Origin of the sequence: Paracidovorax oryzae ATCC 19882 (assembly GCF_000687165.1) — a bacterium.
Classification (GTDB): Bacteria; Pseudomonadota; Gammaproteobacteria; order Burkholderiales; family Burkholderiaceae_C; genus Paracidovorax; species Paracidovorax oryzae.
This window is the reverse complement of record NZ_JMKU01000044.1, coordinates 1-24,397: the sequence shown is the minus strand read 5'-3', so window position 1 is coordinate 24,397 and position 24,397 is coordinate 1. Positions and strand designations below refer to the sequence as shown.

Annotated in this window: 18 protein-coding genes; 11 read left to right on the top strand and 7 right to left on the bottom strand. The window is 69.8% G+C overall.

The features are described 5' to 3' along the window. On the bottom strand, positions 1–364 hold a 364-nt coding region (locus tag T336_RS0121710), incomplete at its 3' end, for a DUF6531 domain-containing protein (protein WP_026434093.1). Positions 365–506: 142 nt separating this feature from the next. On the opposite strand from T336_RS0121710, the gene T336_RS0121705 reads away from it, so the two are divergent. Next, complete coding sequence (locus T336_RS0121705; RefSeq protein WP_026434092.1) at positions 507–1,415, top strand: TOBE domain-containing protein; 909 nt, start codon at positions 507–509, stop codon at positions 1,413–1,415. Positions 1,416–1,455: 40 nt separating this feature from the next. Here the strand turns inward: T336_RS0121705 and T336_RS0121700 are convergent, their stop codons facing one another. After that, entirely contained in the window at positions 1,456–1,824 is a 369-nt protein-coding gene (locus tag T336_RS0121700; protein WP_019702095.1) for a hypothetical protein, read from the bottom strand. A gap of 120 nt (positions 1,825–1,944) precedes the next feature. On the opposite strand from T336_RS0121700, the gene T336_RS0121695 reads away from it, so the two are divergent. From T336_RS0121695 to T336_RS0121685, 3 genes are all read left to right on the top strand, one after another. After that, entirely contained in the window at positions 1,945–2,607 is a 663-nt protein-coding gene (locus T336_RS0121695) for an ABC transporter ATP-binding protein (RefSeq protein WP_019702094.1), read from the top strand. 138 nt (positions 2,608–2,745) lie between these two features. Next, positions 2,746–3,528, top strand: coding sequence for an MCP four helix bundle domain-containing protein (locus T336_RS0121690; protein WP_026434091.1), 783 nt, complete (start codon positions 2,746–2,748; stop codon positions 3,526–3,528). A 40-nt stretch (positions 3,529–3,568) separates the two neighbouring features. Then, the gene (locus tag T336_RS0121685) at positions 3,569–4,213 is read left to right on the top strand and encodes a LysE family translocator (protein WP_019702092.1); all 645 of its coding nucleotides are present in this window, start codon (positions 3,569–3,571) and stop codon (positions 4,211–4,213) included. 6 nt (positions 4,214–4,219) lie between these two features. Here T336_RS0121685 and T336_RS0121680 read toward each other — a convergent pair whose 3' ends face one another. After that, positions 4,220–5,089, bottom strand: coding sequence for a LytR/AlgR family response regulator transcription factor (locus T336_RS0121680; RefSeq protein ID WP_026434090.1), 870 nt, complete (start codon positions 5,087–5,089; stop codon positions 4,220–4,222). Next, complete coding sequence (locus T336_RS25525; protein WP_035226890.1) at positions 5,068–6,210, bottom strand: sensor histidine kinase; 1,143 nt, start codon at positions 6,208–6,210, stop codon at positions 5,068–5,070. Before T336_RS25525 ends, T336_RS0121680 begins: the two co-directional genes overlap by 22 nt. Before the next feature lie 353 nt (positions 6,211–6,563). On the opposite strand from T336_RS25525, the gene T336_RS0121670 reads away from it, so the two are divergent. The 6 genes from T336_RS0121670 to T336_RS0121645 all read left to right on the top strand — a co-directional run bounded on the left by T336_RS0121670 (position 6,564) and on the right by T336_RS0121645 (position 18,400). Beyond that, complete coding sequence (locus tag T336_RS0121670; RefSeq protein ID WP_026434089.1) at positions 6,564–8,036, top strand: efflux RND transporter periplasmic adaptor subunit; 1,473 nt, start codon at positions 6,564–6,566, stop codon at positions 8,034–8,036. A gap of 21 nt (positions 8,037–8,057) precedes the next feature. After that, positions 8,058–11,306 carry an efflux RND transporter permease subunit gene (locus tag T336_RS0121665; RefSeq protein ID WP_026434088.1) on the top strand — a complete coding sequence of 1,083 codons (3,249 nt, stop codon included), beginning with the start codon at positions 8,058–8,060 and terminating at the stop codon, positions 11,304–11,306. Next, entirely contained in the window at positions 11,303–14,524 is a 3,222-nt protein-coding gene (locus T336_RS0121660; protein ID WP_019702900.1) for an efflux RND transporter permease subunit, read from the top strand. Before T336_RS0121665 ends, T336_RS0121660 begins: the two co-directional genes overlap by 4 nt. Beyond that, entirely contained in the window at positions 14,521–15,990 is a 1,470-nt protein-coding gene (locus tag T336_RS0121655) for an efflux transporter outer membrane subunit (RefSeq protein WP_019702899.1), read from the top strand. Before T336_RS0121660 ends, T336_RS0121655 begins: the two co-directional genes overlap by 4 nt. A gap of 39 nt (positions 15,991–16,029) precedes the next feature. Then, on the top strand, positions 16,030–16,854 hold the full coding sequence (locus T336_RS0121650) for an undecaprenyl-diphosphate phosphatase (protein WP_026434087.1): 825 nt from the start codon (positions 16,030–16,032) through the stop codon (positions 16,852–16,854). A 217-nt stretch (positions 16,855–17,071) separates the two neighbouring features. Beyond that, a complete protein-coding gene (locus T336_RS0121645; RefSeq protein ID WP_019702897.1) occupies positions 17,072–18,400 on the top strand; it encodes a diguanylate cyclase domain-containing protein in 1,329 nt (442 codons plus the stop codon). A gap of 40 nt (positions 18,401–18,440) precedes the next feature. Here the strand turns inward: T336_RS0121645 and T336_RS0121640 are convergent, their stop codons facing one another. From T336_RS0121640 to T336_RS0121630, 3 genes are all read right to left on the bottom strand, one after another. Then, complete coding sequence (locus T336_RS0121640; RefSeq protein WP_026434086.1) at positions 18,441–19,913, bottom strand: FAD-binding oxidoreductase; 1,473 nt, start codon at positions 19,911–19,913, stop codon at positions 18,441–18,443. Between the two features lie 239 nt (positions 19,914–20,152). Beyond that, the gene (locus T336_RS0121635) at positions 20,153–20,980 is read right to left on the bottom strand and encodes an alpha/beta fold hydrolase (protein ID WP_026434085.1); all 828 of its coding nucleotides are present in this window, start codon (positions 20,978–20,980) and stop codon (positions 20,153–20,155) included. 88 nt (positions 20,981–21,068) lie between these two features. Continuing rightward, entirely contained in the window at positions 21,069–21,896 is an 828-nt protein-coding gene (locus tag T336_RS0121630; RefSeq protein ID WP_026434084.1) for a proteasome-type protease, read from the bottom strand. Between the two features lie 232 nt (positions 21,897–22,128). Here T336_RS0121630 and T336_RS0121625 point away from each other — a divergent pair. After that, positions 22,129–24,397, top strand: a 2,269-nt coding sequence (locus T336_RS0121625; RefSeq protein ID WP_026434083.1) for a type VI secretion system Vgr family protein, incomplete at its 3' end; no start/stop codon positions are given.

The window sequence follows — 24,397 nt, the reverse complement described above, 5'->3', positions numbered from 1 at the left end:
GCCCGGATGCATCGAAGAGCACCGCGCGATCCGACTCCAGCCGCAACCGCAACTCCAGCGGCAGCTTCCACCCATACCCCAGCAACCCGCATGCCGCGCCGTGCTCCGCGTTCACATAGCTGCTGTACACCCGCTGCCACGCCAGCGGCAGCGGCCCGGGCAGCGCGAAGTCCAGTTCATCCGCCCCCGTCAGCACCTTCGCGCCCAGCGCCGGGTTCACCGGGTTGCCCACCGCCATGCCACCGGGGCACACCGAGCACGCCACGCCCCCCGCCGAGCCGATCAGCACCGTCGCCGAGCCCTGGACGATCGGGCCGCCGTCTTTTGTCATGTCGCCCTGCCGGGCCGCGGGTTTGCCGCTCATATGGTGTTTTCTTTCCTGGAGGGGGACCGCCGGGCCGCCCAAAGGTCGAAGATGCTAGGGAGGATCGGCCCAGGCCGGCATCATCCGACGGGAGGGTTTTTGTGTCGGCATGTAAGCATGCCTGCTGCGGCATCATCGGCCCATGCCTTCCCGTGCCGCCCGTCCCCCGATTCCCTCCCGCAATGCCCCCCTGGCGCCGGCTGCCCTGTCCGATGCGCTGGCCCATGGTCCGGCCGACCGGCGGGTGGCGGTGCTGCGCGAGATCGGGGCCGGTGGCTCGATTTCGCAGGCGGCCCGCGTGGTGGGCGTGAGCTACAAGGCTGCCTGGCAGGCGGTGGACACCCTCACCAATCTGGCCGGCGTGCCCCTGGTGGAGCGCGCGGTGGGCGGGGCCGGCGGCGGTGGCGCGCGACTGACCGAGGCCGGGCATGCGCTGCTGCGCACGGCGGATGCGCTGGCGCAGGCGCGGGCCGGGGTATTGGCCAACGCCGGTGCGTCCGGGGCGCAGGCATCACCCTCAGGTGGCCAGCCTGGCCAGGCCCGCGCGGTGCGGCCGGCCGCGGGCCTGGCGCTGCGCACCAGCATGCGCAACCAGTGGCCCTGCGTGGTGCAGGCGCTGGAGCCGATGGGCCCCGTGGTGCGGGTCTGGCTGCAGGGCGAATCCGCAGTGGGGCAGGGCGCGAAGGCGCCGGAGGGCGGCTTGCGACTGTGTGCCCGCATCACCCGCGAGAGTGCCGAACTCCTCGGCCTGCAGCCGGGCACCGCGGTGCTGGCACTGTGCAAGGCCACGGCCGTGCGCGTGGAGCCCGCACCGCCCGTTCGCGCCGCTGCCCGGTGCGTGCCCGGAGCGGGGCGCTCCAACGCGTGGCCAGGCCGGGTGGCGCGCCTGTCGCGTGGCGGTGCGCAGGGGGACGAGGTATCCGCCGAACTCGATGCCGGTGTCCGCATGGTGGGCTTCGTGGAGCCCGGATCCGGCCTGCGCGCGGGCCGGCGCGTGGTGATGTCCATGGACGAGTCGGCCGTCGTCCTGGCGGTGGTGGACGCCGTATAGGCGGCAGGTGCCCGGAGCGCCGGCCCGCGGCAAGGACGATCTATTCCAGTCCGAAACGCTCGCGGAACGCCTCGCAGAAGGCCCGCGTGCCGCAGAGCGAGAGGGTGACGGTGTGGCGCGGCGCACCCGTGGCGCCCGGCTCGGCCACGACCCGGCGCTGCTCCTCGTCGTAGCGCAGCGACTGTCCGGTGGAGGTTTCCTCCACGGCCTGCAGGTCGTAATCCCATTCCCCATCCTCTTCGATGGGACCGCGCTGGCTGCCGAACCGCCCATGGGCCCAGTCCAGCACGGCCGCGATTTCCGCGTGCAGTGCCTCCACGTGCTCCCCGGTGACGCTGGCCATCGCGTCCCAGGTGCCGCCGCCTTCGCCGTCTTCGCTGTGGTCGAAATCGAGGTAACGCAGGGTCATGGGCCGGGAGTGGGTGGACTGGACAGTGGAAGGGTGCCTGGCGGCCGATTGTCGGCCAGCACGCCCTGCAGATTGCCACAGAATGTAGGCCGACCGTTTCCCGTACCGCTCCTGCCTGCCATGACCTCCCTCCCGCCCGATTCGCTCCGCACCGCTGCCCCGGCAGCCATGCCCGTTCTCTGGGAAGGCCTCGGCCTGCGCTACACGCCCCCGGGTGCCGCCGCACCGCTGTTCGATGGCATCGACCTGCGCATCGGGCCGGGCGCCACGCTGCTGCGGGGCGGCGATGGACGCGGCAAGACCACGCTGTTGCGGATCATCGCGGGCGCGCTGCGTTCGCAGGCGGGGCGGGTGGCGGCGTGCGGCGGGGGCATTTTCTGGGCCGATCCCCGGGGCGATGGCCCGGGGCTGCCCGCTGAACACGAGACGCCGGTGGACTGGTGGGCCGGGCAGGCGCAGCGCTGGCCGGAATGGAGCGCGCAGGCCCTGGCGCAGCACGTCGAGGGGTTCGGCCTGGCCGGTCACGCCGGCAAGCGGATGGAGCAACTGTCCACCGGTACGCGCCGCAAGATCCTGCTGGCAGCCGGCTTCGCCTGCGGCGCGTCCCTCGTTCTGGTGGACGAGCCGATCGCGGGGCTGGACCGGCCTTCGGTGGACTATCTGCGCGAGTTGCTGTCGAAACTGCCGGCGGGCGGTGCGCCACGGGCGCAGGGCGTGGTGGTCGCGCACTACGACGCCTTGGGTGGGATTCCCTGGGCCCAGGTGGTCGAGCTGGGCGATTGACTGGAAGGGTGGTTTGGCGGATTGAAAATGGAAAGTTGTGATGTCATCCTGCAAAAATACTTCCAATGTGATTAAATTAATAGTGTTCATCGATGGTGCGTGGCCGCGTGCCCCGCGAGTCCGTGGAAGGCCAGCCCCATGCCCACCCCGAAAATTCCCATCCGCCTGGCGGTCGGCCTAGGCACTTTGGCCTTGATCGGCATCGTGGCCGCGCTCCTGGGAGCGCTGGCCCTGCGCTCGCTGACCTCGAGCCTGCAGGAGATCACCGCGGACCGGATGGTCAAGGTGGCGCAGTTCACCGAACTGAAGGACAACCTGAACGCCATCGCCCGCTATGCGCGCAACATCGTGATATCCGGCAGCACCGTGGTGCAGCGGGAAGAAAAGCGCAAGCTGGCCGAACTGCGCGAGGCCAACGAGAAAATCCTGCAGGTCCTGGACACGTCCGTGACGCAGCCGGAAGCCAGGAGGTCGATGGATGCCCTCTGGCAAAACCGCGCCGAATACAACATGGCGCTGGAACGCGCGGTGGACCTGGCTGAACGGGGAGAGCGCGCCGCCGCCGGTGTCGTGCTGCTGGGCGAGGTACGCCCGCGGCAGAGCCTGATGTTCCAGTCATTGGACGATTCCCGCGCGTTGCAGAAGCAGTTCGCGGACACGCTGGCGCAGGATGCCTCCCGTTCCGCCGCGCTCGCCACGCTGGCGCTGGCCGTGATGGGCGCGGCGATCTCCGTACTGGCTCTGTGGCTGGGCTGGAACTTCGCGCGCGACCGCGCCCGGGCACCGGGCGCAGAGCCGGTTGGGCCGGCCGCTGCACCGCGGCCAAGACCGGACGCCGGTGTGGCCAGTCCATCGCACGGACTGCCGCTGGAACCGGCCGGCGCATCCATGGCAGAAGCATCTCCGGCGGGAAGGTCGTAAGATCCCGGGACATCACCCGAAGGCTTTTCCAGGACATCCCATGGACGCTCTCCTGTTCGCTCCCGTGGCCGTGGCGATCGCGCTCACGCCAGGCCCCAACAATTTCTGCGGCCTGAACAACGGCATCCGCGCCGGAGTGGGCGCGGCGATGTTCGCCACCATCGGCCGGGCGGCGGCGTTCGCGATCTTCCTGACCATTTCCGCCGTGGGCCTGGGGGCCATGCTGCTGGCTTCCGAGGCCGCCTTCACCACCGTGAAGTGGGTGGGCGCGGCCTACCTGTTCTGGCTGGGGTGGCGGGCCTGGAACAGCCGGGAGTTCGGCGGGCTGGACCTGCTGGAGGGCGGCGATGCGGCGACCGCTCCCGCGCAACGCGCGGCCGTGCCCACCTGGCGCGCGCTGGCCGCGCAGGAATTCCTGCTGGGCATCACCAATCCGAAGGCGATCATCCTCTTCGCCGCGGTCTTCCCGCAGTTCATCGACCCGGCGCAGCCCGCCGCGCGGCAGTTCCTGGTGCTGGGCTCGGTGTACCTGCTGGCCGAGTTCGTCTCCACCGCTGTCTATGCCAGCTGCGGCCGGCAGATCCGCCGGGTGATCCGCTCGCAACGCGGCGTGGCCAGGCTCAACAAGGCGACCGGCGGATTCTTCATGGGGGCCGGCGGGCTGCTGCTGGCGGCCAACCGCTGAACGGCCTCACATCGCCTTGAAACGGTGGGCGTGCAGGCGGCTCACGGGCAGGCGCTCGGGCCGCTCGCGCAGGCGCAGGTGCAGGCGTCCCGCCTCGTCGCGCTCCACCGATTCGATGCCCGACGCGCGCACCAGCGTGCCGCGGTGGATCTGCCAGAACACGTCGGGCTCGAGCTGCGCCGCCAGTTCCTTGAGCGGGGTCCGGATCAGGTATTCCTGCCGGGCGGTGAGCACGCGCACGTATTTGTCCGCCGCCTCGAACACCAGCACGTCCGCCACGGGGACGAAGTGGATCCGGGGGCCGCTGCTGGCCTGGATGACGGTCAGCGGCACGGCATCCGGAGAGGGCGTTGCCGCGGCTGCCGTGGCAGGGAACGCGCCCGGGAGCAGGCCGCGCAGGCGTTCCAGCAGGGCCTCGAGCCCGGCTTCGTCCCGCGGCGGAGCGTCCGCATCCGGGACTTCGCCACCCTCCGGCCGGCGTGCCCGTGCCGCCAGCACTGCCTGGACCTTCTGCACGGTCTTGAGCAGCCGGGGCGCCTGCACGGGCTTGAGCAGGTAGTCGAGCGCCTGCGCCTCGAACGCCTGCACCGCGTACTGGTCATAGGCGGTGACGAAGACCAGGGCGGGAAACGGTGCCTCCTCCAGCGGCCAGGCGCCGGCGATCTCCAGTGCGGCGTCCAGCCCGCTGCGGCCGGGCATTCGGATGTCGAACCACAGCACGTCGGGCCGCAGCGCCAGGGCCTGGTGCACGGCACTGTCGCCGTCGCCCACCGTGGCGGCGATCTGCAGCTCGGGCCAGGCGCGCGCGAGTTCCCGGCGCAGGACCGCGGCCAGCAGGGGTTCGTCTTCGGCGATCAGTGCGCGGGGGGCGTGCATGGCGTCGGGGTGTTTCCAGTAAGGGCGCCGGCGGTGGTGCCGGACGGGGCCGCGGGCAGGTCCAGCGGCAGGAAGATGCAGGCCCGCGCGCCCCGGCCCCCGTCGCCGGGCACCAGGTCCAGCGTGGCACGGGGGCCCTCGAGCGTGGCGAGCCGTTCGCGGACCTGTGCCAGGCCGAAGCGGCTGCCGGAGCGTGGAGCCGCCCCGGCCGCCGCAGGGGCCTGCCGCAGGCCGGCACCGGTATCGCAGACGCTCAGCTCCAGGCGCGGGGCCGGGCCCGGGGTACATCGTGCGGTGACTTCGATGCGGCCGCCTTCCACCTGCGGCTCCAGGCCGTGGCGGATCGCGTTTTCCACCAGGGGCTGCAGCAGCAGCGGCGGGACCGGGACCGATTCCAGGGACTGCGGCAGGTCCAGCGCGTAGGACAGGCGCGGCCCCATGCGCACGGCCATGAGTTCCAGGTAGTCGCGCAGCAGGGCGAATTCGTCGGCCAGCGGGTGGACCGCCGCACGCGAAGCCCCCAGGGTGGCACGCAGGTAGGCGATGAAGTGGTCCAGCATGGCCTGCGCCTGTGGCGGATCGGTGCCGATCAAGGCATGCAGGTTCGCCAGGGTGTTGAACATCATGTGCGGCTCGAGTTGGGTCTGCAGCAGCTTGAGCCGCGCCTCGGCCGCGTCCCGCTGCGCCTGCGCGATGCGGCCCTCCAGGTAGCGCGACTTGCCCCGGGCATAGAAAAACAGCGACACCGCGGCGCTGGCGAGCATGGTGGTGACGACGGCCGAACCGGGGTCGCCCGGATGCGACGCCGAGTGCGGCAGATGCAGCGAGCGGACATACGCGTCGCCGATGGCATTGCCGGCGTTGAATCCGATGGTGCCGCTCACGGCCACCAGCACCCATCCCTGCCAGCCGAGGGGCCAGGGAACGGGGCTGTTGCGGGTGAGCCAGAAGCGGCCGGCCTCCACGAACAGCCAGCTGATCATGCCGATCGACATGGAATGCACCAGTTGGGCATGCCAGGGACCGCGGCCATAGGCCACCTGGATGCCGGCGATGGCGGAGCAGAGGCCGGAGATCAGCAGGCCGTGGCGGAGGAGCTGGAGCAGGGGCGAAGGTGTCATGGCTGGGGCAGTGCGGTGGCGTGGCGTTCCCCGGCATCCGCTGTCGGATTGTGCGCCCCGCCAGGGGCTGGTGGCGCAAGGGCTGGATGATGGATCCACGACTGTGCCCGGGTCCGGACCGTGCGGCCAGCATGGTGCGACGGACCGCCGCCCGGGCGGCGCCAGGTGCGGTGCCGCGGGAGCCGGCGGCGTGCCCCGGGTCCGGCTGGTGTAGGGGATTTACGTTTCTTCGCACGGCAGCGGGCAAAACGCCACGTTGAGCTTCTACGATCGGGGCGCAGTCCTGCGGGAGCCTGCAGGCGTGGCCGCATGGCCGTGCGCCTTTTTCGCTGTCGCCACCGTATCCGATGCCCATGAGCCCCAACGACCCCCACGCCGCCCCGCCCGCCGCTCCCGTGCCCGGTACTGAAGAAGAAGGTCCGCGGCCGCCCGGCCGGCGCGCTCGATGGCTCGGCGCCGTGGTGGCGGTGCTGGCCGTGGCCCTGCTGTGCGCGGGTGCCTGGTGGCTGGTGCAGCGCTCCAAGGCCCCCGTGGCCGGTCCGGGTTTTCCCGCGGCAGGCGGACCCGGAGGGCCGGCCCGGCCGGCCGGTGGCGGGGCAGGGCCCGGCGGCGGCCGGTTGCTGGTCACGGTGGGCGAGGCGACGGTCCGCTCGATGCGCCTGCCGGTGGCCATCGAGGCCCTGGGCACCGTGACGCCGGTCGCCACCGTCACGCTCCGCCCCCAGGTGGCGGGCGTGCTCACCGAGGTGCTGTTCACCGAAGGGCAGATGGTGCGCAAGGGCCAGGTGCTCGCCCAGATCGATTCGCGCCCCTACGAGCAGGCGCTGATGCAGGCCGAGGGCACGCTGCGGCGCGACGAGGCGCAGCTGGAGAACGCGCGCATCACCCTGGAGCGTTATCGCACCCTGCTGTCGCAGGACTCCATCGCCCGGCAGGACGTGGACACGCAGGCCGCGCTGGTCAAGCAGTTGGAAGGCACCGTGATGACCGACCGCGCGCAGGAGCGCACCGCGCGCCTCAACCTCGGCTACACGCGCGTGACGGCGCCGGCCGCGGGCCGCATCGGCCTGCGTTCCGTGGATGCGGGCAATTACGTGACCATGGGCGATACCACGGGCCTGGCCACCATCACCCAGACCATGCCGATCGACGTGCAGTTCTCCATCCCGCAGGACCGCGTCGCCGACGTGCAGACCGCAGCCACCGAGGCGGGCGCCGCGGGGTTGCCGGTGGTGGCCAAGGACCGCACCCGCACCACGGACCTCGCCCAGGGCCGCTTCTCCACCCTGGACAACCTGGTGGACACCGCCACCGGTACCGTGAAGGCCAAGGCGCGTTTCGCCAACGCCGACAGCCGGCTCTTCCCCAACCAGTTCGTGAACGTGCGGATGGAACTGCGCGAGGTGGAGGCCCTGGTGGTGCCCGTGACCGCGGTGCGGACCGGGGCGAACGGCGACTTCGTGTACGTGATCAACGACGACCGCACGGTGACGCTGCGCAAGGTGCGGCGCGGCCAGTCCACGGTGGAGTGGGTGGCGATCGCGGAAGGCCTGAAGCCCGGCGAGCGCGTGGTGACCGAAGGCGGCGACCGCCTGCGCGACGGCGCGCGCGTGCAGCTGCAGGAGCCCGGCGGGCCGGGAGGGGCCCAGGGAGCGCCGGGGCGGCGCGGGCGGGCTTCCGGTGCGTCCTGGCCGGCAGGCGCGGAGCGCGGCGGTGCCGATGGCGCACCGCACCGCCACCGGCAACGCCCGGATGCCGGTGAAGCGGCGCCGGCCGCGTCCGCTCCGGCCGCCGCGGCGGCGTCGGCGCCTGCCAGCCGTTCCTGATCCCCGCGCGCGCTCCCGTCCATGAGTCCCTCGCGTCCCTTCATCGAGCGGCCCGTCGCCACCGCGCTCCTCATGCTGGCCATCGTGCTGGCGGGGCTGGTGGGATTCCGCTTCCTGCCCCTGTCGGCCCTGCCGCAGGTGGACTACCCGACCATCCAGGTGCAGACGCTCTATCCCGGCGCCAGCCCGGAGGTCATGAGCCGCAACGTCACCGCGCCGCTGGAGCGGCAGTTCGGGCAGATGCCCGGCCTGGCCCGCATGGCCTCCACCAGCGCCGCGGGGGTGTCCATCGTCACGCTGCAGTTCGACCTGGGCCTGGCCATCGACATCGCCGAGCAGGAAGTGCAGGCGGCCATCAATGCCGGCTCCTCGCTGCTGCCCACCGACCTGCCCGCGCCGCCGGTCTACGCCAAGGTGAACCCGGCCGACGCGCCGGTGCTCACGCTGGCGATCAGCTCCGACACCATGCCGCTCACCGAGGTACAGAACCTCGTGAACACGCGGCTGGCGCAGAAGATCAGCCAGGTGCAGGGCGTGGGCCTGGTGACCCTGGCCGGTGGACAGCGGCCTGCGGTGCGCATCCAGGCCGACACCAAGGCGCTGGCCTCCTATGGCATCGGGCTGGACACGCTGCGCACCGCCATCTCGGCGGCCAATGCCAACAGCGCCAAGGGCAGCTTCGACGGTCCGCAGCGCGCCTACACCATCAACGCCAACGACCAGCTCCTCACGGTGGACGACTACAAGCGGCTCATCGTGTCCTGGAAGAACGGCGCGCCGGTCCGCATGGTCGATGTCGCCCGCGTGGTGAACGGGGCCGAGAACGACCGGCTGCGCGCCTGGGCCGGCGTCCGCGCCGCGCCGGGCCGCCCCAAGCAAGCGGAGGCCCCCCCGGGGGGCAGCGAACCAGGCGAAGCCGGGAGCGTGGGGGCCACATTGACGCCTGCGATCATTTTGAACGTGCAGCGCCAGCCGGGCGCCAACGTGATTTCCACGGTGGACAGCATCCGGCGCCAGCTGCCCGAGCTGCAGGCCGGGCTGCCCGCAGGCCTGGACGTGCAGGTGCTCTCGGACCGCACCACGGGCATCCGTGCGTCCGTCCACCACGTCGAGATGGAACTGGTGCTCGCCGTGCTGATGGTGGTGCTGGTGATCTTCTTCTTCCTGCACAGCCTGCGCGCCACGGTCATCGCCAGCCTGGCCGTGCCGATCTCGCTCATCGGCACCTGCGGCGTGATGTACCTGCTGGGCTACAGCCTGAACAACCTGAGCCTGATGGCGCTCACCATCGCCACCGGCTTCGTGGTGGACGACGCCATCGTGATGATCGAGAACATCGCCCGGTACATCGAAGAGGGCGAGCCGCCGTTCCAGGCCGCGCTCAAGGGCGCCACGCAGATCGGCTTCACCATCATCTCGCTCACCGTGTCGCTGATCGCGGTGCTGATCCCGCTGCTGTTCATGAGCGACGTGGTGGGCCGCCTGTTCCGCGAGTTCGCGGTGACGCTGGCGCTCACCATCCTGATCTCGGCGGTGGTCTCGCTCACCCTGGTGCCGATGATGTCCGCGCGCTGGCTGCGCGCCGTGCCCGACACCCCGCCGCGCGGGCTGGGCGGCGCCATCCAGCGCGGCTTCGACCGCGTGATCGCCCGCTACGACGTCTGGCTGCAGTGGGTGCTGCGCCGCCAGGGCGCGACACTCGTCGTGGCCCTGCTGACGCTGGCGCTTACCGTGGTGCTGTACATCTTCATCCCCAAGGGGCTGTTTCCCACGCAGGACACGGGCCAGCTGCAGGGCCGCCTGGTGGCGGCGCAGGACGTCTCGTTCGAGCGCATGAGCGGACTGCAGCAGGAGGCCGTGCGCGCCATCCTGCAGGACCCCGACGTGGCCTCGCTCAGTTCCTTCGTGGGGGTGGACGGCGCCAACAACGCCATGCTCAACACGGGCAGCCTGCTCATCAACCTCAAGGCGGGGCGGGACAGCCAGGAGGCGGTCATGCGGCGATTGCGCGACCGGGTGAATGCCGTGGCGGGCGTCACGCTGTACCTGCAGCCGACGCAGGACCTGACCATCGACGCGGAAACCGGGCCCACGGAATACCGCGCCACCATCGGCGGCGTCGATTCCGCCGAGGTGAACGCCTGGACGAACAAGCTGGTGGAGCGCCTGCGGACGGTGCCGCAGGTGCGCAACGCCACCACCGACGCGGGCGCGCAGGGCCTCTCGGCCTTCGTGGACATCGACCGGGCCACGGCCGCGCGCCTCTCGGTCACCGCCAGTTCGGTGGACGACACCCTCTACAGCGCCTTCGGCCAGCGCATCGTCTCCACCATCTTCACCGAGACCAACCAGTACCGCGTGATCCTGGAGGCGCAGAAGGAGGGGCTGTCCAGCCCCGAGGCGCTGGGCACGCTGCCGCTGCGCACGGGTGGCGGGGCGCCCACGCCGCTGTCGGCCGTGGCGACCATCCGCGAGCAGCCCGCGCCCCTGCAGATCACGCGCGTGGCGCAATATCCGGCGGCCACGCTGGGCTTCGACAGGGCCGATGGCGCCTCCCTGGGCGAATCGGTCGATGCGATCCGCGCCGCGGCGAAGGAGATCGGCATGCCCGCGGGCCTGTCGATGCAGTTCCAGGGCGCGGCCGGTGCCTACGAGAAGTCGCTCACCAGCCAGCTCTGGCTGATCCTGGCCGCGATGGTCTGCGTCTACATCGTGCTGGGCGTACTCTACGAGAGCTACGTGCACCCGCTCACCATCCTCTCGACGCTGCCCTCGGCCGGCGTGGGCGCGCTGCTCGCGCTCATGCTCACGGGCAACGACCTCGGGGTGATCGGCATCATCGGCATCATCCTGCTGATCGGCATCGTCAAGAAGAACGCGATCATGATGATCGACTTCGCCATCGACGCCGAGCGCGGCCAGGGGCTGCCGCCGCACGAGGCCATTCATCAGGCCGCGCTGCTGCGCTTCCGTCCCATCCTCATGACCACGCTGGCCGCGCTGTTCGCCGCGCTGCCGCTGATGCTGGGCTGGGGCGAGGGCGCCGAACTGCGCCGTCCGCTGGGCCTGGCGATCTTCGGCGGGCTGGTGCTGAGCCAGTTGCTCACGCTCTTCACCACGCCGGTGATCTACCTCGCCTTCGACCGGCTGGGCCGCCGCTGGACGGGCCGGGGCACGGCCGCGGCGCCCGAGGTGCCCGCTGAGGCGCCTGCTGAGGCGCCTGCTGTACTGGCGCCGCCGGCCGCACCGGCCGGGGAGGGCCGCCCGTGAACCTCTCGCGCCCCTTCGTCGAGCGGCCCGTGGCCACGGTGCTGCTCACCATCGGCATGGCGCTGGCGGGCATCGCGGCGTTCTTCCTGCTGCCGGTGGCGCCGCTGCCGCAGGTGGACTATCCGGCCATCTCCGTCTCGGCCAACCTGCCCGGCGCCAGCCCGGAGACCATGGCCACCAGCGTGGCGACGCCGCTGGAGCGGCGCCTGGGCGTGATCGCGGGCGTGAACGAGATGACGTCCTCCAGCTCGAGCGGCTCGGCGCGCATCAGCCTGCAGTTCGACCTGAACCGCAAGATCGACAGCGCCGCGCGCGAAGTGCAGGCCGCCATCAACGCCTCGCGGGCGGACCTGCCCGCCACCCTGCGCAGCAACCCCACCTACCGCAAGATCAACCCGGCGGATTCGCCGGTCATCATCCTCGCGCTCACCTCCAGGTCGCGCACCCCGGGCGAGATCTACGACGCCGTCTCCAACGTGGTCAGCCAGCGCATCTCGCAGGTGGAGGGCGTGGGCGACGTGGAAATCGGCGGCGGCTCGCTGCCCGCCGTGCGCGTGGAACTGCTGCCGTTCGCGCTGAACCGCTACGGCATCGGCTCGGAGGACGTGCGCGCCGCCATCCAGGCGGCCAACGCCAACCGGCCCAAGGGCGCCATCGAGAGCGACGGCCGGCGCATGCAGATCTACACCCCGTCGCCGTCGCGGCGCGCCGCCGACTACGCGGACCTCGTCATCGCCTGGCGCGACGGCGCACCGGTGCGCCTGGGCGATGTGGCGAAGGTGATCGACGGCGTGGAGAACACCCGCACGCTCGGCCTCTTCAACGGCGAGCCGGCCATCGTCGTGCTCATCACGCGCCAGCCGGGCGCCAACATCATCCAGACGGTGGACGGCGTGCGCGCGCTCATCCCCTCGCTGCAGGCGCAGCTGCCGCAGGACATCCGCATCGCCGTGGCATCGGACAGCACGAACTCCATCCGCGCCTCGCTGCGCGAGATCGAGGTCACCCTGATGGTCTCCATCGCGCTGGTGGTGCTGGTGGTGGGCCTGTTCCTGCGCAAGGCCCGCGCCACGGTCATCCCGGCGGTGGCCACCGTGGTCTCGCTGCTGGGCACCTTCGGCATCATGTACCTGCTGGGCTTCAGCCTGAACAACCTCAGCCTCATGGCGCTCACGGTGGCCACCGGCTTCGTGGTGGACGACGCCATCGTGGTGCTGGAGAACACCAGCCGCCACATCGAAGCCGGCATGGACCGCATGGAGGCGGCCCTGCTGGGCGCGCGCGAGGTCGGCTTCACCGTGCTGTCCATCAGCCTGTCGCTCGTCGCGGTGTTCATCCCGCTGCTCTTCATGGACGGGCAGGTGGGCCGGCTGTTCCGCGAGTTCGCGGTCACGCTCTCGGTGGCGGTGGCGATCTCGCTCGTGATCTCGCTGACCACCACGCCCATGATGTGCGCCTGGCTGCTGCGCTCGGAAGGCCCGGGAGGCGCGGACGGCCACGCGGGCGCGCCACCCCGGCCCCGGGGCCGCTTCGCCCGCTGGACCGTCGCCGCGCAGGATGCGGTGCTGCGCGGCTACGGCCACGCGCTGGACTGGGCGCTGGCGAGCAAGGCGCTCGTCATCGTGATCCTGTTCGCAGTGATCGGCCTCAACGTGTACCTGTTCAGCCATATTCCCAAGGGCTTTTTCCCGCAGCAGGACAACGGCCAGCTCGTGGCCGGCCTGCGCGCGGACCAGAGCATCTCGTCCGGGGCGCTGGCGGGCAAGCTGCGCCAGGCCGTGGACATCATCCGCAAGGACCCGGCCGTGGACACCGTGGTGGGATTCTCCGGGGGAGGGCGCGCGGGCGGCGGCTTCATGTTCGTCAACCTCAAGCCCGTCTCCGAGCGCAGCGATCCCAGCATGGCCGTGGTCGGCCGGCTGCGGCCGCAGCTCGCCGCGCTCACCGGCCTGCAGGTCTTCCTCTCGCCCGTGCAGGACCTGCGCATGGGCGGGCGCTCCAGCAATTCCACCTACCAGTACACGCTCAAGAGCGACAACCTCGCCGACATGCGCGTCTGGGCGACCAAGCTGGCCGAGCGCCTGAAACAGGAGACGCTGCTCACCGACGTGGACACCGACCAGGCCGACAACGGCTCGGAAACCTACGTGGAGGTGGACCGCGACAGCGCCGCGCGCCTGGGCGTGAGCGCGGCGGCCATCGACGCGGCGCTCTACAACGCCTTCGGCCAGCGGTCCGTGGCCACCATCTACAGCGAGCTGAACCAGTATTCGGTCATCATGGAGTGGGCCCCCGGCTACACGCGCGGCCCGCCGGCGCTCAAGGACATCTTCGTGCCGGCCAACCCGTCGGGCGCCACCGGCTCCCCGGCCAACCCCGGCCAGCGTGGCGCGTCCACCGGGCAGGTGCTGGCCAACACCCAGGAAAGCATGGTGCCGCTCTCGGCAATCGCGAAGGTGGTGGAGCGCTCGTCGCCCACTTCCATCAGCCACCAGGACGGCGAACTGGCCACCACCATTTCCTTCAACCTGGACGGCAACACCTCGCTCGGCGAGGCGCGGCAGATCATCGCGCAGGCCGAGGCCGACATCGCCATGCCCACCAACGTGCGCGGCAGCTTCGAGGGCACGGCGCGCAGCTTCCAGCAGACGCAGGGGCAGCAGTTCTTCCTGATCCTGGCGGCCATCGTGGTGATCTACATCGTGCTGGGCATCCTCTACGAGAGCCTGATCCACCCCATTACCGTGCTCACCACGCTGCCCTCGGCCGGCGTGGGCGCGGTGCTCGCGCTGCTGCTGTTCAACATGCAGTTCACCATCATCGCGCTCATCGGCGTGTTCCTGCTGATCGGCATCGTGAAGAAGAACGCCATCCTCATCATTGACTTCGCGCTGGAGGCCGAGCGCGCGCGGGGCCTGTCGGCCACGCAGGCGGTGCGCGAGGCCTGCATGCTGCGCTTCCGGCCGATCCTGATGACCACCCTGGCCGCCGCCCTGGGCGCGCTGCCGCTGGCCATCGGCTTCGGACAGGGTTCGGAGCTGCGCCAACCCCTGGGCGTGGCCATCATCGGCGGGCTGATCGCCAGCCAGTTGCTCACGCTGCTGACCACGCCCGTGGTCTACGTGCTGCTCGACAGGCTCCGCCGCCCCTCCGGCAACGAACGACACCTCAGCCGCGCCGCCGACACGGCACCCGCCGTGCCCGCGCAACAACCATGACCTTCGATCCTTCCACCCCGCGCATGCTGCGCGCCTGCGCCGCGGCGCTGCTGCCGGCCTGGCTGGCCGCATGCTCGGTCGCGCCGCCCTACCAGCCCCCGGCGCTCGCCACCCCCATGCCCACCGCCTTCAAGGAGGCGGGCGCGCTCTGGCAGCCGGCCGCGCCCGCCGACGCCGCCGACCGCGGCGACTGGTGGACGCTGTTCGGCGACGAGGAACTGAACCGCCTCGCCGCCCAGGTGCAGGTATCGAACCAGAACATCGCCGCCGCCGTGGCCGCCTATGCCCAGGCCCAGGGCCTGGTGCGCGAGCAGCGCGCCGGCCTGCTGCCGGGCGTGAGCCTGTCGGCCAGCGAGACCCGTGCGGGCGGCGAGGGCTCCGCGCGCCGCGGCACCACGGCCCAGGCGGCGCTGGGCGCGACCTGGGCGCCGGACGTGTGGGGCCGCCTGGGCAGCACCGTGGACAGCGCCCGCGCCAGCGCCCAGGCGAGCGAGGCGGACCTGGCCGCGGCGCGGCTCTCCGCCGTGGGCTCGCTGGTGGCCGCGTATTTCCAGCTGCGCGAGGCGGATGCCGAGGCCGCATTGCTGAGCGACACGGTACAGGCCTATGACCGCGCCCTGCGCATCGCCCGGAACCGCTACGACGCCGGCGTGGCCGCGCAGTCGGACGTGCTGCAGGCGCGCACCCAGCTCGCCAACGCCCGCGCCGATCTCGCCACCGCGCAGCGCAACCGTGCCGGCTACGAGCACGCCATCGCCGTACTGGCCGGCCAGCCGCCGGCCGCGTTCAGCCTGCCCGCGGGCAGCTGGGTGGCCAGCGTGCCCGCGGTGCCGGCGGCACTGCCTTCGACCCTGCTCGAGCGCCGCCCGGACATCGCCGCGGCCGAGCGCGCCGTGGCCGCCGCCAACGCGCAGATCGGCGTGCAGCGCTCCGCCTACTTCCCCAGCTTCAGCCTCACGGCCTCCCTGGGGCGCAGCGGCACCGGCCTGGGCGACCTGTTCAGTGCCTCCGGCGCGCTGTGGTCGCTGGGCCTGTCGGCCGCCCAGACCATCTTCGACGGCGGTGCCATCGCCGCGCGCGTGGACCAGGCGCGCGCGGCCCGCGACGCGCGCGTGGCCAATTACCGCCAGACCGTGCTGGGTGCCTTCCAGACGGTGGAAGACCAGCTCACGGCGGTGCGCACCCTGCAGGCGCAGGAGCCGCTGCGGCAGGAGGCCGTCTCGGCCGCGCAGCGCACCGAGGAGCAGATGCTCAACCGCTACCGCGCCGGGCAGGTGGGCTACACCGACGTGGTCACCGCCCAGGTGGCGGCACTGTCCGCGCGGCGTGCACTGCTGCAGCTGCAGGTGAACCGCCAGCTCGCGGTGGCATCGCTCATCCAGGCACTGGGCGGCGGCTGGCAGGCCCCCTGGATGGAGGACGGGCGCGCCGCCACGGCCGGGCAGGGCGCTGCCGAGCCACGATAATCCGCGGCTGCTTTCCCCACCACACGAAAAAGGATTTCCGTGGATTTCATCTTGCTGGCCAAGGCCGCCGTCATGGGCGTGGTCGAGGGCCTGACCGAGTTCCTTCCCATCTCCTCCACCGGCCACCTGATCCTCGCGGGCGCGCTGCTCGGTTTCGACGACGACAAGGCCAAGGTATTCGACATCGCCATCCAGACCGGCGCGATCTTCGCGGTGGTGCTGGTGTACTGGCAGAAGATCCGCGAGACCCTGGTGGCGCTGCCCACCCAGCCCCGCGCCCGGCGCTTCGCGCTCAACGTGCTCATCGGCTTCCTGCCGGCCGTGGTGCTCGCGCTGATCTTCGGCAAGGCGATCAAGGAGCACCTCTTCACGCCGGTGGTCGTAGCGTCCACCTTCATCCTGGGCGGCTTCGTCATCCTCTGGGCCGAACGGCGGGCGCCCGGCGCCGTGCGCGTGGACTCCGTGGACGACATGACCCCGCTGGACGCGCTGAAAGTGGGACTGGTGCAGTGCCTGGCCATGGTGCCGGGCACGAGCCGCAGCGGCTCCACCATCATCGGCGGCATGCTGCTGGGCCTGTCGCGCAAGGCCGCCACCGATTTCTCGTTCTTCCTGGCGATCCCCACGCTGATCGGCGCGGGCGTGTACAGCCTCTACAAGGAGCGGCACCTGCTGTCGATGGCCGACCTGCCGCTGTTCGCGGTGGGGCTGCTGTTCTCGTTCGCGAGCGCCTGGCTGTGCGTGCGCTGGCTGCTGCGCTACATCAGCACCCACAGCTTCGTGCCCTTCGCCTATTACCGCATCGTTTTCGGCATCGTGGTGCTTGCCACAGCCTGGAGCGGATGGGTACACTGGGCCGAGTGACTTTCCGTGCCGCGGCACGGAAGGCGCTTGCGTGCCGGTTTCATATCACTACATAGCACGTGCTGCTATCTGAAAAAGAAAGTGATAAGCTGAGCGCTATCGAGGGCCCCTGGTAGCGCTGCATTCGACGGGGGATGACGCAGACAGGGTCCGGGCCTGCCGGCCGTACCGCGCATGCGGAGGCAGGAGCCGGACGGTAGAGGAACCGCGGTTCACCATGACGCCGAATCCAATGCCGCTGGACGGCATGTCTTCCGCTGCCGGGATGGCGCCGGACATTTCAGACACTGACATGCTCAGCCTGCTCACGCGCAATGTGGGCGCCACCGTCGCCGTCATTTCCCGAGCCGAGCGCGTCGTCTATGTCAACGACGAGTATGCCCGCTGGTTCCGGGCCGCGCCCTCCGACATCGTCGGAAAGACCCTGTTCGAGCTCTACGGTGAATACAACCATTCCCGCTTCATGCCCTACGTGCAGCGCGTGCTGCTGGGCGAGCGGGTGAGCTACCAGCGGCTGGTGCTCGACCCCGAAGGGCGGGAATCCTGGCGCACGATCTGCCTGTCGCCCTGGCGGGACATGCGCGGGGACATCGTCGGCTTCGTCACGGCCGCGCTGGACGTGGACGAACTGCAGGTCGCGATGAACGCGCTGCGCGCGGCCAACCAGCGGCTGTCCTCCCACATGGACAACAGCCCCCTGGCCGTGCTCGAGATGGACGACCAGCTCCGCGTGCTGCGCTGCTCGCGCCGCGCCATCGAGCTCATGGGCTGGCAGGACCTGGTGCAGATCGAGCGCCGCCGCCTGCACGAACTGCCCGGCACCTCCGCCATGGACCACCACCTGTCCCAGGCGTTCTCCGAACTGCGCTCTGGCCGTGCGACCCGCAACCGGGTGGAATCGAGCCTGCTGCGCGCGGACGGCACCGAGGTGCATTGCGAGTGGTTCAATTCGGCGCTCACCGACGAGATCGGCCGCGTGACCTCGATCATGTCGCTGGTGCAGGACATCTCGGCCAAGATGGAGATATCGCGGCAGCAGCACTACCTGGCCAACCACGACTCGCTCACGGGCCTGCACAACCGCTCGGCGTTCCACAACCGCTTCGAGCGCTCGCTGTCGGAGATCCGCACGCGCGGCGGCGCGGTCGCGCTGCTGTTCATCGACCTCGACGGCTTCAAGAAGATCAACGACGGGCACGGCCACAAGGTCGGCGACGAGGTACTGCGCTACGTGGCCCGCCGGCTGGCCCATACCGTGCGTGGCAACGATACCGTGGCCCGCCTGGGCGGCGATGAATTCCTGGTGATGCTCGACACCGACGTGCAGGAAGACCTCGCCGGTCAGATCGGCTCGCGCATCATCTCGGCCATCTCCGAGCCCATGGATGTCGGGGGCCATGACGTGCGCGTGGGCGCGAGCATCGGAGTGGCCATGCATCCGCCCCTCGCGGGTGACATCGAACTGCTCATGACCCGCGCCGACCAGGCCATGTACGCCGCCAAGCGCTCCGGCCCCGGCTGCGTGCGCTACGCCGGCCGGGGCTGAGCGAAGCGGGGAAGGCGGGGCGCCCGCCCCGTGCCTGCGACTACGGCTTCACGCTCTGCGCGAAGTGGAAGAAGTTGTCCGGATCGTAGGCCCGCTTGACCTCCTGGAGCCGGGCGTACACATCCTGGTCCCAGTAGGCATCCACGTAGTTCTGCAGCGAGCCGTCCGGGTAGTTCTGGTACACCTTGCCGGTCAGCATCGGACGCATCAGGGCCTGGAATCCCGCCAGCCAGTTTTGCACCGTTTCGCGGTCCTCCGGCTTCGTCCAGAACACATCCATCACGAAATCCGCGTCCACGTGGCGGTGGATGAACGCGCTGTCTTCCACCGGGTAGCGCTCGATCGCCCCGCCATAGGGCTCCAGGTAGGCCATCGAATACGTGTTGGGCGAGGTGGCGAAGTAGTCGATCACCGACTGCCATTGCGCCTTGGTAAGCTGCCTGTCCAGGTAGCCGCAGGCCTTGCTTTCGCAGGTGCCTTCCGTCAGGCCCTGGGGCAGGTCGTAGGGGTGGTCGTCCAGGTACCGGTTCATGGCGGGGTAGCTGCCGCTGCGGTTCACGAGCAGCCTGGCCGTCGGGAAGCTCAGCAGCGGGGCGATGGCCGCCATGCCCTCGTCGCGGGAGCCGCAGTACATGCCCTGGATCATGAACACCGGCTTCCCGTCGCGGAAGCCCAGGTTCATCATGTAGCCCAGCTCGTCCGGCGCACCGGTGCGCATGAATTGCTCCTGCAGCAGCACCAGCACGTCGGCGGCGTCGGCGGCTTCCCAGGAAATGGCCCAGGCCCAGACGCTCGGCAGCCGCACCATGCGGTAGGTGACCTGCAGCAGCACCCCGAAGTTGCCGCCCGTGCCGCCGCGCATGGCCCAGTACAGCCCGGCGTTCTCCGTCGCGCTGGCCGTCACGATCCGGCCGTCGGCCAGGGCCACGCGCATCGACTCCACCAGGTCGCTCTGGATGCCGTACGCGCGCGACGTGTAGCCGTAGCCCCCGCCCTGCACGAAGCCTCCCACGCAGACATTGCCGCAGGCGCCCGTCGGCACGTGCCAGCCCGTCGCGCCCATGGAGCCGTTGAAATGGTCGAAATCCGTGCCAGGCAGCACATGCACCCGTTCGGCGCCCGGGTCGATCATCACGCCGCTGAGATCGCTCAGGTCGATCACCACGCCCATCTGGTTGACCGAGTAGCCGGCCGTGCTGTGGCCTCCGCAGCGCACCGCGACCCAGGCCTTCCAGGTCTTGGCGAAGGCCAGGCTCAGCATCACGTCGTCTTCGCACTCGCAATAGATGATGAGCAGCGGATAGGCCTGGAACGCGGGGTTCGATTCCTGCCGGGCCTCGTCGTAGTCCGCGCTGCCGGGCAGCACGACCCGCCCGACCAGCTCATCCTCGAGCGCGATCAGCGCATCCCACGGCCACGGGGTGTCGGCCGATCCGTTGGCGGCGGCGAGGCCGCGCAGGTGCGCGACGCGCCGGTCTTTGGCAAGGCGGGCAGGACTTTTTCGTTGGGCCATGGTGGGATTCCCTCGTTTGGATCAGGTGGCAGGCTCGGACGTGGCGGGTCTGCAGGAGCCAGGACTGCGGGCGACCCGCGAAAAAACGGAGTGCCGCCCGCCTGCGTTCATCGCGCAGTGCTTGTATGTCGGCACGCTGTGTCCATATGTAACCAGCTTGCGCCGCAGTGTAGGGGATCGCGGTGCCCTGCGTCCGTGATTTTTTGCGGCTTCCGTTCCGGCGAACCGGCCCCGCCGTTTCAGCCTGCCGGCGCGCCGATCAGGTTCAGCACCGCGGCCTCGATGGCCGCAGCGGTGGCGCGGGGCTGCTCCATCGGGAAGAGATGGCTTCCTTCCAGCATGGTGATGCGGCCCCGCGTCACGCGGCGCGTGAGGTCTACTCCCACCTGCCGCAGTTCCTCGGAGCCCAGCCCGCCGATGAACGCGGCGGGGCAGCGCAGCGGATGCGTGGACAGCAGCCGGCCCAGGTTGTGGGGCAGGGTGTTGTAGATGGCGGTCTCCACCTCGCGCTCGAAGTGCAGCGCCACGCCGCCGTCCCCGTGCGGACGCAGGCCGTGGTCCACGTAGTCGCGCAGCACGGCCTTGTCCCAGCGCGCGAAGGCCTTCTTGCGCCGGAAATGCTCGAAGGCGTCTTCGGCGCTGTCCCAGCGGTCGCGGCGCGCCCGGCTGATCTTGCCCGGCGAAACCGCGCCCACCACCTGCGTGCGCTTGGCCATGCCCAGCGCCCCGGCGCGCCAGCCGCCGATCAGGGGAGAGTCCACCATCACCACGCCGCGCGCGAGTTCCGGATGCCGCGCCGCCGCCATCACGCTGAGGAAGCCGCCGAGCGAATGCCCCACCAGGAACACCGGCCCGCCCGCGCGGTCCGCCTGCTCGCGCGCGAAGTCGGCGAGCTGCTGCACCAGCGCGGGCCAGTTGCTGGTGACCGGATAGCGCGGGTCGTGCCCGAAGCGGTCCACCGCCTGCACGTCGAAGCCGCGCTCGCGCAACTGTGCGAAGAGCACGCGGTATGTTCCCGCCGGAAAACTGTTGGCGTGGGAGAAGACCAGCGGAAGGGGCGTCGTCATCGCGGAAGGGGCCGGCAGGGCGGGGCGGAAAGATGGCAGGATGGCGGAGCCGCAAGGGGAGGGTGAGGCTGCACCGCCACCCCGCGCCTCAGATGAGCTTGTCGCTCGGCGTGCCGATCTTCTTCAGGGGGCGGCTGCGCGTGGTCTCCGCCAGGATCGGCACATCGGTCGCTCCACCGTTCCAGGCCGGGTCCTCGATGCTGTCGAACACCTGGCGCAGGCGTTCGCCCCAGCTGCTGCGCACCATGCGGAAATACGGGTTCTGCTCGTCGATGCAGACGATCTTGTCGGTGGACAGGCGTCCGGCCTCATACACCACCAGGTCCAGCGGCAACCCCACCGAGAGATTGGACTTGAGCGTGCTGTCCATGGATACCAGCGCGCACTTGGCGGCCTCGTCCAGCGGCGTGTCGGGCGTGAGCACCCGGTCCAGCACCGGCTTGCCGTATTTGGACTCGCCCACCTGGAAATAGGGCGTCTCCGGCGTGGCCTCGATGAAATTGCCGGCCGAATACACCTGGAAGAGCCGCATGCCTTCGCCCTGGATCTGGCCGCCGAACACCATCGACACGTTGAAATCCACCCCTGATCGCTTCAGCGCCGCGCCGTCGCGCTCGTGCACGTGTCGCACGGCCGAGCCCAGCACACGCGCGGCGTCGAACATGCTTTTTGCGTTCCAGATGGTGATGGGGTCGCTGCCGTCGCGGTCCACCAGCTGTTCGGTCTGCAGGATTTCCCGCACCGACTGGGAGATGCTCAGGTTGCCGGCGGAGAGCAGCACCATGAAGCGGTCGCCCGGACGCTCGTAGATCATCATCTTGCGGAAGGAGCTGATCTGGTCGAGGCCGGCATTGGTGCGGGAATCGGACAGGAAGACCAGTCCGGCATTGAGCTTGATGGCGACGCAGTACGTCATGAAGGAACCGTCGGGAAAAAGCGAAAGGACCGAGTGTAGTAGGGAGCGCACTGCCAGGCGCCGGTCCGGCAATACGGCGCACTTGTACAGTGCAGCGAACCGGCGGATCGATGGACATTTTTTGAAACAAATTGCCTACCTGCCGGGGCTATCGCGGCCTGCGATGCTGCTCCTATCATCGTCAGTTTTTACAACTTGACTCTGCCGCAATCGGGGAGTTGCACGATAGACAATGACACGCCGCGTCACCATCCAGACGCCCCTGGGAGAGCAACTGCAGTTCCGGCAGCTGCGGGGCAGCGAAGAGCTGAGCCAGCTTTTCTCCTTCGACATCGACCTGCTCTCGGAAGGGCGTGACATCGATCCCAAGGCGCTGCTGGGCAAGACGGCGACGGTGGAGATCGAGACGGAGGGCGGCGGCAAGCGTTACCTGGACGGCCTGGTCACGCGCTTCGGCATGCAGGGGCAGGACCATCGCCTCTACTCCTACCACCTGCGCCTGCAGCCCTGGCTCTGGGTGGCCACGCGGCGGCAGGACTTCCGCATCTTCCAGTTCAAGACCGTCCCGCAGATCGTGGAGGAGGTTTTGGGCCGTTATGGTTATCCGATGCAGCTCAAGCTCACGCGCGCCTACCGCGCCTGGGACTACTGCGTGCAGTACGGCGAAAGCGACTTCGACTTCGTCTCGCGATTGCTGGAGCATGAGGGCGCGTACTACTACTTCCAGCACGCGAGCGGCCAGCACACCCTGGTGATTGCAGACGACATCGTGGCCGGCCACGAGCCCCTGCCGGGCGCGGCCGTGATCCCGTTCTACCCGCCCGAGAAGTCGGCCGTGGCCGACCGCGAGAACATCCACGCCTGGACGCTGGGCGAGGAGATCAAGCCCGGCCGGTACTACAACGACGACTACGACTTCAAGAAGCCGAGGTCGGATCTCTCCAACATGCGCCAGCAGCCGCCTGGGCACGCGCACGATGCTTACGAGATCTACGAATGGCCGGGCGGCTACGTGCAGCACGGCGACGGAGAGCAATACGCCCGCGTGCGCCTGCAGGAAGGGCTGACCGGCCACAGCGTCGTCAAGGGTGAATCCCGCCACCGCAGCCTCGCGACGGGCTACACCTTCACGCTGGAGAACTACCCGCGGGGCGACCAGAACCAGCAATATCTCATCACCGGGGTCACCTACCACCTGCACGAGAACCCGCGCAGCTCATCGTTCAACAGCGCCAAGCCGGGCGAATCGCTCAAGCACAACGAGGAGCAGGGCTCGTTCCAGAAATTCAGCCTCACGGCCCAGCCCACGAGCCTGCCGTACACCCCGGCGCGCAAGACGCAAAAGCCGCGCACGACGGGTCCGCAGACTGCCGTCGTGGTCGGCCCGGCCGGAGAAGAAATCTGGACGGACGAATACGGCCGCATCAAGGTGCAGTTTCACTGGGACCGGCTGGGGGCGATGGACGAGAACTCCAGTTGCTGGATGCGGGTGGCCACGAGCTGGGCGGGCTCGGGCTTCGGGGCGATCTCGATCCCGCGCATCGGCCAGGAGGTCATCGTGGACTTCTTGAACGGCGACCCCGACTATCCCATCGTCACGGGCAGCGTCTACAACGCCGCGAACATGCCGCCCTGGGCCTTGCCGGGCAATGCCACGCAGTCGGGCATCAAGACCAAGTCGAGCAAGGGTGGCGCCTTCGGCGACGGGATGAAGAACGGCGCGGGCGACGCCAACGCGATCCGCTTCGAGGACAAGAAGGGCGCGGAGCAGGTGTGGCTGCACGCGCAGAAGGACCAGCTCATCGAAGTGGAGAACGACGAGGACCACTGGGTGGGCCAGGACCGGCGCAAGACCATCGACCGGGACGAGACGAACGTGATCCACCGGGACCGCACGGAGACGGTGGACCGCAACGAGAAGATCACGGTGCATGGCTGGCGCACCGAGGAGGTCGATGGCGACGAGACCATCACCATCCATTCCAACCGCAAGGAGCGGGTGGACCACAACGAGACGATCTCGATCGGCGACAACCGCGACGAGACCGTGGGCGCCAACGAAGACATCCGCATCGGCAGCCACCGCAGCAAGACCGTCGGGCAGAGCGAGAAGGACCGCATCGGCACCAGCTGGAACATCCGGGTGGGCACGATGAAGACCGAGACCATCGGGATGACGGCCATGCAGAACGTGGGCCTGGCCAAGATGGTGAACGTGGGGCTGGCCTACAGCGTCAACATCGGCGGCGTGCGCAACGACATCGTGGGCGCCAACTGGACCCGCACGGTCATCGGCAGTGACTCGGTGAGCGTGGGCTCGGACCGCAAGGCGAGCGTGAGCGGCACGGACAGCCTGGAGGTGTCGGGCGCGCTCACGGTGAAGGCCAAGACCATCACGCTGGAGGCGGGCGACGAGATCACGCTGCGCTGCGGATCGAGCACGGTGCGGCTCACGCCCGCGCTCATCGAAGTGCTGTCCTCGCTGGACAAGCTCAACTGCT